The following is a 14813-nucleotide window of genomic DNA, read 5'->3' on the forward strand; positions in this document are numbered from 1 at the left end:
TCACCCTTATTCTAAAATTTCTATACAATCTTGCACATACAAACCGTTTTCTTTATCTAACCTTAGAATGTTTAATACAAAAGGGTCAGTTTCAGTTTCTTTTATTAATTCGTTACGAAATGTATCAAGAAGGATTTCCACATCTTCCTTTAAAATATTATGAGTATCGCCGTTACTTAAGCGCATGAGATACTCAAATACATATAAATTTAAAGATAATTTAGTATTACCTACAGTAATTTCAAAGCTAGAGGATCTGTGATCAATGTCCTCTCTTTGTTTTTCTTCACTTATTTTCATCTGACTTATAGGTATACTTGAATGAATCATTAGGTTCTCTGAAGTAGAGAATAATTCTCTATTACTATCTACTAATTTCTTAGAAAAAGCCCGATTAAGGCCTCTAGTTAAGTCCCTTTTGCTTATCGCCTGCTTCCTTTGGTCACCAAAAAGCTCGTCAAATATATTTACAAATTTAAAGGGAACTAAATTATTTCTATTAAAAAATTCTTCTGAAGGGAATTCGAAATAAAACTTTCTTCTTAACTTTTCTATCCATTCTTCAATGAGGTTATCATTACTCTCTTTGTTATGATTACGATAAATATCTAATCTTTTCTTAAAGTATCCTAGATATAAATCTAAATCCGAATTAAATAAATCTTCATGTAAAGCTTCCAATTGAACATTGCCACTAATATCGCCATTTAAAATAAAATCATCTATATTAGAATCAGAATATCTTCCTGGATCTAATTCTTTAAAGAGTTTTATTGCTCTCATATCCGAAAGAGCTTCATTGGCAGCATTATTCCCATAGAAATTTTCATAATATGGTTTGTCAATTTGGTATTTTAAGGCTGCATAATCTGCATCCAACACATCTGTACAAGTTAAACCACCGGTAAGGATATAACTAATATGTATAAGCATTTCACGCATAGTTATGTGGGTGCCTAAATAGTCAAGAAACCTATATTGTTCTACCAATCTATTTTTCACAAAACCTTTGGAAGATCTTTTATGATTTAAATTTATAATGCACGCTTTTTGCTTAGAACAACTTTCACATACCGACCAGTTACTTTCTTTATTCCATTCATCTAAGACTTTTTCAACGTATAATGATGAGGTTACATCTAACAAATTGATAATACTAAAAGTGGAATTATTGGCTAAGTGGGTCTTAAAACGTCTTTTAACTTCCACTTTTAACGAGGATAGATCTTCATGTTGAGATAAAAATTTAGTCAACTTACCTTCATTTGCAGCAATAAGATAGTATATTTTATCTGTATGGTTATCGTTTACACTTGCTTGTAATCTACTAAGTTCCTTTAGTATAATTTCGTCTTTTAGTTCTGATAAATCTTTAACCATTCTAATTTTGCCGTGCGGAAAATCTACTTCAAGTATTCCTGATTCAGGCCAATCTACTAAACCATCTTGGTGAAAATAATTATAAACGGAACGACATAACCTAGTCTTTCCATCCCCCGCATTTCCTGTTAATATAATGCTTTGAGGGTTATTTAAAAATAAATTACAAAGATACGTTTCTGCCTTCGTTTCAATTTTAAAAACATACGAGTCTTTACCTTTATCGTATGTGTATTCATCATATATTTTAGAGTGATTAGGAGATAAAACATTAAATTGATCTAAATAGTCAACAAATGTATTTTTATTCAAAGTCATTCTCTCCTTTTGTCATTTTATTATTTTAGTACTACCTAATTTCATAAATCCAATAATTAATTGATGGCATAAAAACAGCCCAAATTGCTTCTAATCGACAATAAAAAACTATCCATCAAAAGACAAAATAGGTAAAAAGTAATCTTTAAATTTCCTTTTTTAGGTAATTATACCTCATTATTCTCTTATTGATTATAGCATAGATATAATAATATCTGGAATAAAATTGTTTTATTTTAACTTAAATTACCTGTAATCTCTAGAATAAAGTATCAAATAATGAAAATCAGGTCTGAAATGTAGTAGGTTCTTGAACAAATAATAAAATTATCTTCATTTTTCCTTTTACTAAAATAATTTATTCTTATTCTACCTCCACTAAATAAACCCGATCATCAAACTTCCCGCGCTCCCTGGCCTTCTCCTCACGCACTTTCTCAAGTTGTTCTGGCGTGGCCCCGTGCACAGCTGCTAGCGCCTGCATAACTTCCAGTAAATCCGCGAGCTCTTCAATTGCCTCCTCATGCGTTTGGGCTTCTACGTACTCTTGAAGTTCTTCTTTTGCCTTTTTCGTCAGCTCATGTTGATATTCCTCTCGCTGGAGCACACGTGATTTGAAGGTTTTTCCGCTTTGTTCAATAACCGTAGGAATTTTATCACGCACTAGCTTGTTATAAGTAGGCATTATTTTTCCCTCCATCTCTTACCTTTCTAGTAAACTAGTATTTTTCAAATTCTGCTTGATTTCCGTTAAACACATTTAAATCAATAAACGTTTCTTTACCTTTATAGGCGCTTAACCGCCCTTTGTCCGTATACTGCCAAAACGCCCATTTCTTCTGTTCTTCAAGAGTAGGCTTTTTCACAACATCGCGAATCCAAATATCACACTCAGGATATCTGTTTTTAATATACAAGTTATACGCTTTAGGCGTCGTATAAAGAATGACGCGCTTGTCATAATGAGATTCAAGATGTTTAATCATGCTAGAAAGCTCCTTGTATACATATTTCTGAGACGGAAGGTTTTGTTTTTTGTCTCCGTAAAATTCAACATCAATCACGGGAGGCAGATCGTTATCTTTAAGAGAAACCGTTTTGATAAAATTAGCCGCTTGTGTGGAACCTTTACTATCGTAGCTAAAAAAGTGATAAGCTCCGATCCGCATGCTTTTGCGATTTGCTTGTTCCCAGTTTTGTTTAAATAAAGGATCTTGAAATGAACTTCCTTCCGTTGCTTTGATAAAAGCAAACTGAATATCTTGTTTACTCAGCACACTCCAATCAATCTCCCCTTGATAAGAAGATACGTCTACGCCTTTTACATCATAGCGGTTGGCACTTATCGCATTAGGAATTACCCATCCTTTACTCCATAGTAAAAATATAAAGCTTACAAGAGCGACTAATATGAGTCCTGCTGTAAAAAGTCTTTTGTTTTTTCGATTGGCTTTGCCTATTATGTTTACCCCCTTTTTTAGAAAATACTTCTAATATTCTAACATAAAAAGGATTTTCCAAAACAAGAGAGCCTACATGTCTTTGTTAATAGATACAAAAAACCACCTAAAAATCAGGCGGCTTTTCTTTTATGCTGCGTCTTCAGATGGTTCATTATCTTTGGCTGCTTCTATAAGCAAGAAAATAGCCGTTAAAATATGCATGATCATACCGACCACAGGAATCCACGCAATAGCGGAACAGACAATTCCCATGATATGCCCTGTCCGAACTTTGTTTGTTTTAATCGCAAATACTAAACCTACGACGTGCAATGCGAGCATTAGAATAAGCGGCGTGTAGGCTAGACTTATAACCAAGGTGCCTCCTAGGAGGGGAATCCCCCAAAGAGCCTCTAATCCTCCGCTGACCCATTTCAATATACGACTTGTTTTTCCCAATGTATCCTCCCCCTTTGTCTTCAATGTATGCACAGAGGTTTTGTTTCTGAACGGTTGTATATGAAAAAAGTGGCAAAAATACGTGTACTAAAAATAAATCGATAGTCCCATATAAAGATACGTTTTTATACGGGACTAGTGTAATAGTGGAAAATGAACGAGAGGAAAAGGCGTTGTTTTACATGTAATAACGAGGAGCTCTTCGTCAAGAGAACTAAGTAAACATCAACAAAGAAGCCGAACTCAAAATGTAAGCTCGGCTTTTTCTTATATGATAAATAGAAGTATTATAAAATGTTTTTTGTATTAGTGTTCTCGACTCTTCTCAAATTTTTCAACAGCCTCAAAATCAAGCTCGGCTGATATCCAATCGCCTTTTTCCGGGAATTCTAGATTTCGAACGACTATTTTATTCGGCCCTTTTTTTTCTAAAATTTTCGCCTGGCAGTTTTTGTACATAACTACTTCTCGTTCTTTGATATCTGTCCACAACAAGTGCAGAACCCCTTTCAATTTTAAGAAGTTAATATTTCGAAACACTGTTTTACATTTTATTATATTTTTTTGGATTTGTTAATTTTTTTGTCTTGTTTTTCATAAAAAAATGATCAAAACGCTTTTTTCTACTACAATATACCCAAAATATCTTTTAACCTTTAAATATTTATGTTATATTTTTAAAATTGTATTACAAGTTTTTTGTTTTTTCCTTTTCGTTTCTCCTCTTTTCTTCTTTTTACGTATTCACAATAGACATCTCAACCTATACTAATACGTATCAAGGCTTAAAAGTTCAAAAATATCTTAACATATCAAAAATTATTGGGTTGTTCCACTAGAAATCCAATCGAATTTACAAAAACTCCACCGAAAAAACTAGAGGCCTTTAGCCATACAAAAGACTGCTTTTACCGCATTTATATTTTAACGAATACTAACAACACAATTTGAGGTGCCAACAATGAACGTATTAACAAACGCTATAATTATCTTATTAGCTTATTTAATTGGGTCCATTCCTTTTGCTTTAGTGATTGGAAAGGGCTTTTACAAAACCGATGTTCGCAAGCACGGAAGCGGTAACTTAGGAGCCACTAATACCTTTCGTACTTTAGGAAAGAAAGCAGGTATTATAGTGTTGATCGGCGATATAACAAAAGGCTCGCTAGCTGTCTGTTTACCGCTTATGATGAATAGTCACTTGCATATGCTTGTCCCTGGATTTATTGCTATTCTTGGACATAGCTATCCGATTTTTGCAAGGTTTAAAGGAGGAAAATCTGTAGCGACTGCCGCTGGTGTATTCCTTGCATTTTCACCATTAGCTTTCATTCTAGGGATTCTTGCTTTTTTAATTTCTCTCAAAATTTCTAAATACGTATCCTTATCTTCACCTATTGGCGCATTGGTTGCCTTTTTGGCATCACTCTATATAGGTGATGTAGTATTAATGGTATTCGCAGCCGTTATTTTTGTTTTTATTACATGGAAGCATATTAAAAACTTCAAACGCATTAAATTAGGTACAGAACCTAAGGTTAATTTTTAAACGTACTAAAGTTAGTAATTTTTAAATGGTGTTACCAAAAAGGTGTTCATGCGTTGAACACCTTTTTAATTATTTTAGTATGTCTTGTCCCAAGATAGACGTAAATTATGAAATTTCTTTAAAAATGCTCTTGATTATAGACTAAACAATACATTTCGCTGCTTCCTATACCTCATTTTGTAATTTGATATTTACTATTTAACCACCTTAAAACGATGAGTGTTACGGCACCAGCAGCTAAATATAAGAAACCTCCAACTTCTATTACATACCCAAAAGGTGGAATAAGCTTTGGTAAAAAAACCATCCCGGCAAGAGAAATAAAAATTAAGACAAAGAGTAGAAAAAAGTCCTTAATCTTATTCGAAATTTTGTAAACAGATTTTTGTATCCATTTTAAAAGCAGAAAAACATCAAGAGAAATAATAGCTGCAACAATAACAAAAGTGACGATTGCTGTTCCGATATAAACAGTCTGGCTGCTATCCTTAACATAATGTACAACGATATTTCCTATCCCGCTTACTATAGCCATCAAGCTTGCTAGCTGTAACAATAAAAAGCTTATAAAAAAAGCAGTGCTTTTTAAGGGTTCTTTAGGTAACTGTTTAATCATTTCATCACAGTACGTCTTAAGGTTTTCTCCAAACACCTCTTCAGCACGCTTCCCTTCCGCTTGTGCGTCAATAAGGTGATCTAAAAGCTCCATCAATAATTCTTCAGCCTGCTGTTCAGAAACTGACACACTCGTTCGAATGTAAACAAGCATATTATCATAGTACTCTTCATTTTCCTTGGTCAGCTCTTTTCGCTTCTTATTATTTAATTTAATTAATTCCTTAGCGTTCATCTTAAAAACTCCTATTCAACAATTTATCTACAGGGTTTTGAATGTTGATCCATTCCTCTTGGATTTCACATAATGCGCTCTCACCAGATGCCGTAAGATGATAGTACTTTCGTTTAGGACCCGAAGGCGATGCTTTCATTTCTCCCTTTATTAATCCCTCCTTTTGAAGACGTAGTAAAATTGGGTAAATCGAACCTTCACTCACATCATTTAATCCATATTGTTGAAGCTTCTGGGATAGCTCATAGCCATAAACCGTTTCTTTTTGAATGATTGATAAGATACACCCTTCTAAAATTCCTTTTAACAATTGACTTCTCAAAGACATATCGATTTCTTCCTTTTCACTATCTTGTTATACAATATACATTTTTAAAGTAAAGCTACCTTGCAAGACAAGATAGCTTTATATCACTCATAATAACCTATTTATAGTAAATATTCAACCATTTATTTACTTTTTTTATTAAACCACTTAACATAGTAATCTTTTTAGTAAATTTGAATAAATAAATGAAACCTTTCCTCTCTACTAACCGTATACCTATCATGCACGTATTAGTTAAAGGAGGAAGACTTGTGCTAAAACGAATTTCACTGTTTATTTTCGTTAATATTTTAGTATTAATTACAATCACAACGATTACATCTTTATTAGGTGTTCAAAGCTATATGGGAAGCAGCGGTTACGGCGGCCTGCTGGCATTTAGCGTAATTGCCGGCTTCAGCGGCGCGATTATTTCTCTTATGATGTCACGCGTGATGGCAAAGTGGATGATGGGTGTTCAAGTTATTGATGAACGTTCTCCTCAAGGTGAATATGAACGATTTGTTTTAGAAGAAACGCACCGACTTGCATCTGTTGCAGGATTAAGAAAAATGCCTCAGGTCGGAATTTATCATTCAGCGGAAGTTAACGCTTTTGCAACTGGGCCAAGTAAAAGACGCTCGCTTGTTGCCGTTTCAAGCGGAATGCTTGAACGAATGGACCGCGATGCGATCAGCGGCGTTATCGCTCACGAAATAGCGCATATTAAAAGCGGGGATATGGTCACAACTACGCTTCTGCAAGGAGTATTAAATACATTCGTTATTTTCTTCTCTCGTTTAGTAGCCAAAGCGGTGTCAAACTTTGTGCGAGAAGAGTTTGCGATGGTTGTTTATTTCCTTACATCGATTGTATTTGAGATTCTCTTTAGTATCTTAAGCAGCCCAATTATCTTCTGGCATTCAAGAAGACGTGAATTCAAAGCCGATGAGCTTGCAGCTAAACTCGGTGGTAAAGAAAAAATGATTTATGCATTAGAATCGCTTCGTCATACTACTTCATTAGTAGATGACCGCCAAAAATCAATTGCTGCTTTTAAAATTAGCGGTAAAGAAAAATTCTCACGCTTATTCTCTACTCACCCGCCGCTTGAAAAACGCATTGAGCGCTTGCATTCACTATAAGCATAAAAAACCAGCTTCTTTATAGAAGCTGGTTTTTTATGTTATGACTGAGGAGCAAGCACACGTGTAGTTTCCCACAGCAAGACGCCATCTTCATTTTTTGTTAATTCAACGTATCCTTCTTTCTCTAAATACGTAAGCTGGCCGTACACTTCTGAGAAAATAAAGTCCGGTGCTTTTTGATACATATCCGGGAAAAAAGCTGCGCTGACTTCAAGCGTTGTTTTCTTTCCTTCACCCATCGCTTGTAACACGCGCAGCGCCCATTTATGCTGCTTTTGAATACGTTCCATAATTAAAGAATGAATATCACTAAGCGGTTCACCATGTCCGCTATAAATCAAATCAATGTCGTAGTTCAACGTTTTTTCAAGAGACGCCAAGTAGTCCAATAGCGGCTTTGGCTTAGGATTTTGAATGGTCGGCTCTAAATATGGATTTGACGGTACTTTTGGCAAAATATGATCTCCGCCAAACGCGACTTTTTCTTTTCGATTGTAAAACATCAGCTGACTCAAGGAATGTCCCGGCGTTTCAATCACTTCCCACTCACTCGCATACGGAAGTGTATCTCCTTCCTGTAAATACCCGGTTAGCTTCTGCCCTTTAGGTGAATACACTTGAATCGCAGCCGTGGCTTTACGAAGCCATTTTCCCATTACATCATCACTGACTCCAAACTCCATAAGGAAATTACGGTATAGCTCATTATGCTGCTGAACAAACTCTTCATCTTGGTAAATCCAAGGCTCCACAAGCTTATGACCGTAAACCGGTATATCACTCGGCAGCCATTCTAAAAATCCAGTGTGATCCGGATGCTGATGAGTAAGAATCACTTGTTCAATGTCTGTTACTTTATATCCTTCTTTACGAAGCGCTTCTTCAAAAACATTCCACGCTTCTTTGGTTTTCATACCTGCATCAATTAACGTTAACTTGTCTGCTTTTAATAAAAACACATTCACTGGTCCAATTGGAAATGGCGTAGGCAGCTCAATGCGTATTACTTTATGATCTAAACTCATTTTACCAAACCCCTATATCTGCATTCTTTTATATAGTCCATTTACTGCTAACTTTCACCTTTTTTAAAAGTACCCTGAGCATCAATAATTGAATGACTCTTTGTACTCTTACAAACGTTTTATAATGAATTCATACTATTAATAGTTTAGCAGGTTTGAAGACAAATTGATAAAGGAATGCTTTCCAGTGTACTTATTTAAAGCAAACGAATGATTCATCAAACTAAGAAAGTAAGATAGAATAAAGAGATGGAATGATGATATAAGGAGTATAGTTTATGATTAAAGCAATTTTTCTTTTTAGTTTAGCAGGTCTTGCTGAAATTGGCGGAGGCTATTTGATTTGGCAGTGGCTGCGCGAAGGAGCTTCAAGCTGGTTAGGGCTTCTGGGCGGTATTGCTTTGGTGCTGTACGGCGTCATCGCTACGTGGCAGTCGTTCCCGGACTTTGGACGTGTATATGCAGCTTACGGAGGTATTTTTATTGTTTTAAGCCTGTTTTGGGCGTGGTGGGTTGATAAAAAAATGCCCGATACATACGATTGGATTGGCGGACTTGTGTGTCTGATTGGAGTAGCCGTTATGCTTTGGCCAAGAAGTTAAGTGATAATACAGAAAACGGCAGAACACATGAATTCTGCCGCCTTTTATTTTTTTAGATAAATACAGCTATATTGCCAGTTTATGCACTTACAAAAAAGACAACCCCAAGGTTGTCTTTTTCATTACTTCAACTCAGCCCATCTTTTATCTAATGATTTTAACAGCTCATCTTCAGATGTTTGGCCGCCGATGTATTCTTGTACATCCGCTCCAAATTTTTGCGTTACGCCTTCAGGGAATTTTGTCCATTCCCAAGGAATCGTTTTTTGATCCTTAGAATATTTAAGAAGTTCTTCGCCTAAAGGACCGATGTCTTTTGCTTCGATTGACTTAAAGGCTGGAATGTACTTAAAGTCTTCTACTAACGCTTTTTGACCTTCTTTAGATGTAACCATCCAGTTTAAGAAATCTTTGGCTGCTTTTTTATCTGCCGCTGGCGCTTGCTTGTGAACAACCCAGTTGCTTGGAACGTCGATTGCAAGCTTGTCAGCTACAGCTGCATCATCGCTTAACGGCATAGGTAAAATGCCTACATCCATGTTCGGCGTAATTTTATTAAGCATTGGCTGAATCCAGTTTCCTTGCTGAATCATCGCTGCTTCACCGTTCGCAAATTTCGTTACTTGCGTGTTGTAGTCCGTCGTTAACGGATTTTTGTTTCCGTATTTTACCGTTAAATCAAGCAGCTTTACATACTGTTTGAACTGCTCGTTACCTGCGATTTTCGTACTGCCGTCATTTAGCCCTTTAATAAATGCATCCGGATCTTTTTGACTAGCAAATGGAATATTTAAGCCGTGGTTTCCAAGCACCCACCACTCGCCGTAGCCGATAGAAAATGGCGTAATACCGGCAGCTTTTAGCTTTTTAGCCGCTGCTTCTAATTCTGAATATGTTTTTGGAAGTTCTTTGATGCCTGCTTTTTTGAACAATTTTTTGTTATATGTAAATCCGTAGCCTTCAAGACTGATCGGCTGCCCATATACTTTACCGTCCATCGTCATTGGTGTAAGTGTGTTTTCATACGCGTCATCAATCCACGGCTGATCGGATAAATCTTCTAATTTATTTTTCCACGTTTTTGCCTCTTGATATCCCCCGTTTGTGAAAAGGTCAGGTGCATTCCCCGACGCAAACTGCGCTTTTAAAGCTGCTGCACCGTCAGCTCCTCCACCAACCGTTTGGATATTGAACTTCACATTTGGATGTTCTTTTGTGTATTGATCAGTTAGAGCTTTTAGCTGATCAGCGATTTCTACTTTTCCTTGAAATACATCTACTACTACTTGATCTCCGCCGCTTTTTTTATTACCTGATGCGCTTTCGTTTGAACACGCGGTTGAAAATAAAAGCGTAGCCGATAAAACACCTGCTGCTAAAGGCCATTTTTTCATTTTAAATGCCATTTTCCGTTCCTCCCTATTTGATGCTGATTTTGACGCCTCAGCATCAAAATCAGCCCTGTTGCCGCTTCTATTATTTAATTGAACCGCTTGTAATTCCTTTAACAATGTGTTTTTGCATTGCAAAGAAGAAGATTAATAGCGGGATAATACTGATTACAAGTGCTGCTAGTGCTAAATCCCACTGCTTTGTATACTGACCAAAGAAGAAGAATGTCGCAAGCGGAATCGTTCTTAGCTCAGGATCTTGAAGAACAAGAGACGGAAGTAAGAAGTCATTCCAAATCCATAGGCTGTTTAAGATAACTACGGTTACTGTAATTGGTTTTAATAACGGGAACACAATTCTCCAGAATACGCCTAGACGTGAGCATCCGTCGATGATTGCTGCTTCTTCTAGCTCGACTGGAATTCCTTTAATAAATCCGTGGTACAAGAAAATCGTCATACCTGAACCAAAGCCTAAATACATGATTACAATACCCCAGATGCTGTTTAACAGATTTAAGTTTCCTGCTACTTTTACAAGTGGAATCATGATGGATTGAAACGGAATAACCATTGCCGCTACGAATGCCATAAAGATAATGCTGCTGATTTTTTTCTTTGTTCGAACCAGCATGTAAGCTGCCATTGAACAGAAGATGACTAGAACTGCGTTACTGATGACTGTAATGATCAGCGAGTTGCTAAGCACTTTTAAGTAATTCATTTGGTTGAATGCATTAACAAAGTTTTGAAACTGAATTGTTGTCGGCAGTGCCGATGTGTTTGACAAAATTTCTGCAAATGACTTCAGTGAGTTTGAAAGCACGTAATAAAATGGAACCAAGAACACTAGTCCAAGCAGGACTGCTAAAATTTCAACAATAAAGGTTTTGCTCGTATATTTGTTTCCCATCACGATTCAACCTCCTTCTTCTTGGTGTATGTTACTTGAATAATTGTAATTGCTGCTACGACGATGAAGAAAATTAAGGCTTTTGCTTCACCTAGACCGTATCTGTTATTAACAAATGCTTCTGTATAAATGTTAAGCGCTAACATTTCTGTTGATTTAAATGGACCACCGTTTGTTAATGATAAGTTGACATCAAATACTTTGAATGACCATGAAATCGTTAAGAATAAACAAACCGTTACTGCTGGTGCTACCATTGGAATTGTAATGTGACGAAGAATTTGCCATCTGCTTGCTCCGTCAATTTTTGCTGCTTCAATCAGCTCTTGCGGTACGTTTTGCAGTGCTGCTGTGTAAATAAGCATGATATAACCCGCTCCTTGCCATACACTTACAATCACGATGCCCCAAAATGCTGTTTTTGCGTCTCCCAACCAAGGAAGTTCAAAAAGCGAAATTCCCGTGATTTGTCCGATAGATGCAAATCCTTTTACAAAAATGAACTGCCATACAAATCCTAGTAAAAGTCCGCCAATTAAATTCGGCATAAAGAAAACCGTACGTAAAATGTTTCTTGTTTTTAACATTTGAGTAACAAGGATTGCTAACACGAACCCCACCACATTCGTTAAGATAATCGCAACGACCGTATATTTTGTTGTGATCCAAAACGACTGCTGAAACTGCTTATCTTCGGTGAACAAGTACTTAAAGTTATCAAGGCCCACCCAGTTAATCGTGCCGTTTACTCCGTTCCAGTCTGTAAATGAGTAATAAATCCCTGTAAAAAATGGTATAAGTACAATCACACAAAACGCTAAAAGTGCGGGCCCTACAAATAGTGCAAATAAACCTACATTTTTCAAATTTTTACGTTTTTTTGTATTAATGGATGGTTCTCTTTTAAGTTCTTGCTCTAAAGGAACATATTCTGTCTCCTGTAATTTACTTTGGCTATTCATCTTACTAGCACCTCCCTATGTCTTATTTTAGCGAAATCAGCTATTTATGAAACCGCTTTAATTGACGAGTAGGGTGTAAAATATTGACCTTTGTGCAACATTTTCTCCCCTGTGCACATTTTACGCATTTTTTTAAAGTATGCATGAAAGAAAAGCTAGAAGTGGACGACGTATCTTCTTATCTTATACACTAGAAAAAAGATGTAGTTGGGAGGAACATACGCATGACAGCCAAACGAGCGTTAATTACGGGTGCTAATTCTGGAATGGGGCTGGCCACAACGATTGAACTAGCTAAAAAAGGATTCGAAGTCATTATGGTATGCCGAAATGAAGAAAGAGGAAATACGGCTTTAGAAGAAGCGAAGCGTCAAAGCGGATCGGATTCCATATCTCTTATGACCTGTGACCTAGGTTCTCTTGACAGTATCCGGGCTTTCAGTGAAGACTTTACGTCTCGCTACAGTGTACTTGATGTGTTGATTAATAACGCAGGCGTGGTGACAATCAAGCGTGAAACAACACAAGACGGATTCGAAATGATGCTTGGTGTCAATCATTTGGGTCACTTTTTGTTAACTAATTTACTTTTAGATCTGCTGAAAAAATCTCAGCAAGGACGCATTATAAACGTGGGGTCCGGTGCTCATAAAGCTGGAAAAATAGACTTCAACAACCCTCACTTAACAACAGGATTCGGAATATGGCGAGGATACTCTCAGTCTAAATTAGCGAATAATTTATTTACGGTCCATTTAAGTAAAAAGCTAAAAGATACTTCTGTAACCGTAAATTGCCTACACCCCGGTACAGTCTCTACCTCTATCGGCGTTAATCGTCAAACGGGTTTTGGAAAAAGCGTTCACGCCGTGCTTCGCCCTTTCTTTTTAACACCTCTTCAAGGTGCCGAAACAGCTATTTATTTAGCAGACAGCCCTGAAGTGACGCATATTAGCGGCGCTTACTTTTATAAAAAACGCGTTACGCCCTCTTCTTCAAGAGCAAAAAATGAACGGCTTGCAGAAGAATTCTGGAACTGGAGTGCACGCGAAGTTGGCTTATAATGTAGAATAAAAAAAGGTCAGCTTTTCAGCTGACCTTTTCGTATTAGAAAAACGTTAGTCCTATAGCAAAAATAAAGCCTGATACAATTAAGGTCGTCACGCAGTAGCCCATTATATCGCGTGCTCCGAGCCCTGCGATAGCTAGTGCGGGCAGTGCCCAAAACGGCTGCGCCATATTCATCCATGCTTCTCCGTAGGCAATGGCCATCGCAGCGACTCCCGGATCTACGCCGAGCTGTTCAGCTGCCGGCATAATAAAAGGTCCTTGTACAACCCAGTGTCCTCCTCCAGACGGAACAAAAAAGTTCACAACGCCAGAACTTAAAAACGCAAGAAACGGAAATGTCGTTTCATTTGAAATCGAGATAAATGCGTTCGTTAGCTTCCCGCCTAATCCCGATAGCTCCATCATGCCTTGAATACCTGCGTAGAATGGAAACTGAATCACAATCCCGGCGGTTCCTTTCGCAGCATTAGAAACGGCATTCATATAGGATAAAGGCGTGCGGTGAAGTAAAATACCCGTTGTAAAAAACAATAAGTTCACTGTGTTAATATCCATTTTAAAACCGTTTGTAGCAAAATAATAAATTAAATATGAATACCCAAGAAGCGCAATCGTCAGACTTAAAAACCTGCTGTTCTCCATGCGTACAGCAAATGTTGGCTTAGAAGAAGTTGTCTCAACAACTGTAGCCGGAGCCATTTCATCTTCCGCCAACAGTCTTGGATCAATTTCTACCACTTCTTTTCCCGTCGGCATCATCAGTCTTGTCATAATAGGAAGGACAATTAATAACCCGAGGGTAATAAATAAGTTGTACCCCGTAAAAATCGTGTCTGACAGTGGAATAAGTCCAGCCGTTTTTTCCATTGGGTTTCCAGGTGTAGCAGCGACAAGAGGAATCGAACCCGACAAGCCTCCGTGCCATGTTAAAAACCCTATGTAAGCACAGGCAATTAAAAACCGGTAATCAGATCCCGGCACGCGTTTCGCTACTTCTTTTGCAAACAGCGCACCTACAATTAAGCCAAACCCCCAGTTAATCATACAGGCCATAGCTGCGCCGAGCGTGACAAGAATTACCCCTTGTGCCGGAGTTTTGGCTAACAGTGCTATGTTCACAAGCCACTTCTTTACAAGCGGCGAGCTGGCAAGCGCATGTCCCGTGACAAGCACTAAGCTCATTTGCATCGCAAATGCTAAAAGGTTCCAAAAGCCACTTCCCCAAAACTGAACCATTTCAATCGGTCCGTGAGGAGTAAAAACAATACCTGATACAAATAAAATCAGCGTCAGGATTAAAGCAAATACAAACGGATCAGGTAAAAAACGCTGCACAAGCGCCGTAAAGAAATTAGATAACGCTTTCATTTTACTCCTCCTTTACAGGAATACTCCT

Annotated in this window: 16 protein-coding genes; 4 read left to right on the forward strand and 12 right to left on the reverse strand. The window is 37.3% G+C overall.

The genetic code is table 11. The features are described 5' to 3' along the window. Positions 1–6: 6 nt before the first annotated feature. The 5 genes from AC1DEF_RS11570 to AC1DEF_RS11590 all read right to left on the reverse strand — a co-directional run bounded on the left by AC1DEF_RS11570 (position 7) and on the right by AC1DEF_RS11590 (position 4094). Positions 7–1692 carry a hypothetical protein gene (locus AC1DEF_RS11570; RefSeq protein WP_318331221.1) on the reverse strand — a complete coding sequence of 562 codons (1686 nt, stop codon included), beginning with the start codon at positions 1690–1692 and terminating at the stop codon, positions 7–9. Between the two features lie 370 nt (positions 1693–2062). After that, complete coding sequence (locus AC1DEF_RS11575) at positions 2063–2383, reverse strand: pyrophosphohydrolase domain-containing protein (protein WP_318331220.1); 321 nt, start codon at positions 2381–2383, stop codon at positions 2063–2065. Between the two features lie 34 nt (positions 2384–2417). After that, entirely contained in the window at positions 2418–3158 is a 741-nt protein-coding gene (locus AC1DEF_RS11580; RefSeq protein ID WP_477727426.1) for a glycoside hydrolase family 25 protein, read from the reverse strand. A gap of 129 nt (positions 3159–3287) precedes the next feature. Further along, the gene (locus AC1DEF_RS11585) at positions 3288–3599 is read right to left on the reverse strand and encodes a hypothetical protein (RefSeq protein WP_048019095.1); all 312 of its coding nucleotides are present in this window, start codon (positions 3597–3599) and stop codon (positions 3288–3290) included. Positions 3600–3905: 306 nt separating this feature from the next. Then, positions 3906–4094 (reverse strand): hypothetical protein, encoded by a 189-nt coding sequence (locus AC1DEF_RS11590; RefSeq protein WP_016764545.1) that lies wholly within the window; start codon positions 4092–4094, stop codon positions 3906–3908. A 466-nt stretch (positions 4095–4560) separates the two neighbouring features. On the opposite strand from AC1DEF_RS11590, the gene plsY reads away from it, so the two are divergent. After that, positions 4561–5148, forward strand: coding sequence for a glycerol-3-phosphate 1-O-acyltransferase PlsY (gene plsY / locus AC1DEF_RS11595; protein ID WP_477727380.1), 588 nt, complete (start codon positions 4561–4563; stop codon positions 5146–5148). Positions 5149–5320: 172 nt separating this feature from the next. Here the strand turns inward: plsY and AC1DEF_RS11600 are convergent, their stop codons facing one another. Beyond that, positions 5321–5998, reverse strand: a complete 678-nt coding sequence (locus AC1DEF_RS11600; protein ID WP_097825091.1) for a DUF1129 family protein — start codon at positions 5996–5998, stop codon at positions 5321–5323. Position 5999: 1 nt separating this feature from the next. After that, positions 6000–6326, reverse strand: coding sequence for a PadR family transcriptional regulator (locus AC1DEF_RS11605; protein ID WP_097825092.1), 327 nt, complete (start codon positions 6324–6326; stop codon positions 6000–6002). A gap of 251 nt (positions 6327–6577) precedes the next feature. On the opposite strand from AC1DEF_RS11605, the gene htpX reads away from it, so the two are divergent. Further along, positions 6578–7450 carry a protease HtpX gene (htpX, locus tag AC1DEF_RS11610; RefSeq protein ID WP_013057489.1) on the forward strand — a complete coding sequence of 291 codons (873 nt, stop codon included), beginning with the start codon at positions 6578–6580 and terminating at the stop codon, positions 7448–7450. 41 nt (positions 7451–7491) lie between these two features. On the opposite strand, the gene AC1DEF_RS11615 is transcribed toward htpX, so the two are convergent. Next, positions 7492–8478: an MBL fold metallo-hydrolase gene (locus AC1DEF_RS11615; protein WP_097825093.1), complete on the reverse strand. Its 987-nt coding sequence runs from the start codon at positions 8476–8478 to the stop codon at positions 7492–7494. A gap of 278 nt (positions 8479–8756) precedes the next feature. Here AC1DEF_RS11615 and AC1DEF_RS11620 point away from each other — a divergent pair, with 278 nt between their 5' ends. Beyond that, the gene (locus tag AC1DEF_RS11620; RefSeq protein WP_060747327.1) at positions 8757–9080 is read left to right on the forward strand and encodes a YnfA family protein; all 324 of its coding nucleotides are present in this window, start codon (positions 8757–8759) and stop codon (positions 9078–9080) included. A 122-nt stretch (positions 9081–9202) separates the two neighbouring features. Here the strand turns inward: AC1DEF_RS11620 and AC1DEF_RS11625 are convergent, their stop codons facing one another. The 3 genes from AC1DEF_RS11625 to AC1DEF_RS11635 all read right to left on the reverse strand — a co-directional run bounded on the left by AC1DEF_RS11625 (position 9203) and on the right by AC1DEF_RS11635 (position 12346). Beyond that, positions 9203–10486 (reverse strand): ABC transporter substrate-binding protein, encoded by a 1284-nt coding sequence (locus AC1DEF_RS11625; protein ID WP_097825094.1) that lies wholly within the window; start codon positions 10484–10486, stop codon positions 9203–9205. A gap of 70 nt (positions 10487–10556) precedes the next feature. Beyond that, a complete protein-coding gene (locus tag AC1DEF_RS11630; RefSeq protein WP_013057493.1) occupies positions 10557–11384 on the reverse strand; it encodes a carbohydrate ABC transporter permease in 828 nt (275 codons plus the stop codon). Continuing rightward, the gene (locus AC1DEF_RS11635; RefSeq protein ID WP_013057494.1) at positions 11384–12346 is read right to left on the reverse strand and encodes a carbohydrate ABC transporter permease; all 963 of its coding nucleotides are present in this window, start codon (positions 12344–12346) and stop codon (positions 11384–11386) included. The genes AC1DEF_RS11630 and AC1DEF_RS11635 overlap by 1 nt, the downstream gene beginning before the upstream one ends. Before the next feature lie 224 nt (positions 12347–12570). Here AC1DEF_RS11635 and AC1DEF_RS11640 point away from each other — a divergent pair, with 224 nt between their 5' ends. Next, positions 12571–13410 carry an SDR family oxidoreductase gene (locus AC1DEF_RS11640; RefSeq protein WP_097825095.1) on the forward strand — a complete coding sequence of 280 codons (840 nt, stop codon included), beginning with the start codon at positions 12571–12573 and terminating at the stop codon, positions 13408–13410. Positions 13411–13453: 43 nt separating this feature from the next. Here the strand turns inward: AC1DEF_RS11640 and AC1DEF_RS11645 are convergent, their stop codons facing one another. Further along, positions 13454–14785, reverse strand: a complete 1332-nt coding sequence (locus AC1DEF_RS11645) for a TIGR00366 family protein (protein WP_014459643.1) — start codon at positions 14783–14785, stop codon at positions 13454–13456. Positions 14786–14813 lie beyond the last annotated feature (28 nt).

It is taken from the genome of Priestia sp. 10L35, assembly GCF_056395685.1.

What these genes read in the sequence shown, in the direction of transcription:
- AC1DEF_RS11575 (WP_318331220.1), bottom strand. Translation starts at nt 2,383, where the DNA reads ATGCCTACTTATAACAAGCTAGTGCGTGATAAAATTCCTACGGTTATT.
- plsY (WP_477727380.1), top strand. Translation starts at nt 4,561, where the DNA reads ATGAACGTATTAACAAACGCTATAATTATCTTATTAGCTTATTTAATT.
- AC1DEF_RS11600 (WP_097825091.1), bottom strand. Translation starts at nt 5,998, where the DNA reads ATGAACGCTAAGGAATTAATTAAATTAAATAATAAGAAGCGAAAAGAG.
- AC1DEF_RS11605 (WP_097825092.1), bottom strand. Translation starts at nt 6,326, where the DNA reads ATGTCTTTGAGAAGTCAATTGTTAAAAGGAATTTTAGAAGGGTGTATC.
- AC1DEF_RS11615 (WP_097825093.1), bottom strand. Translation starts at nt 8,478, where the DNA reads ATGAGTTTAGATCATAAAGTAATACGCATTGAGCTGCCTACGCCATTT.
- AC1DEF_RS11620 (WP_060747327.1), top strand. Translation starts at nt 8,757, where the DNA reads ATGATTAAAGCAATTTTTCTTTTTAGTTTAGCAGGTCTTGCTGAAATT.
- AC1DEF_RS11625 (WP_097825094.1), bottom strand. Translation starts at nt 10,486, where the DNA reads ATGGCATTTAAAATGAAAAAATGGCCTTTAGCAGCAGGTGTTTTATCG.
- AC1DEF_RS11630 (WP_013057493.1), bottom strand. Translation starts at nt 11,384, where the DNA reads ATGGGAAACAAATATACGAGCAAAACCTTTATTGTTGAAATTTTAGCA.
- AC1DEF_RS11635 (WP_013057494.1), bottom strand. Translation starts at nt 12,346, where the DNA reads ATGAATAGCCAAAGTAAATTACAGGAGACAGAATATGTTCCTTTAGAG.
- AC1DEF_RS11640 (WP_097825095.1), top strand. Translation starts at nt 12,571, where the DNA reads ATGACAGCCAAACGAGCGTTAATTACGGGTGCTAATTCTGGAATGGGG.
- AC1DEF_RS11645 (WP_014459643.1), bottom strand. Translation starts at nt 14,785, where the DNA reads ATGAAAGCGTTATCTAATTTCTTTACGGCGCTTGTGCAGCGTTTTTTA.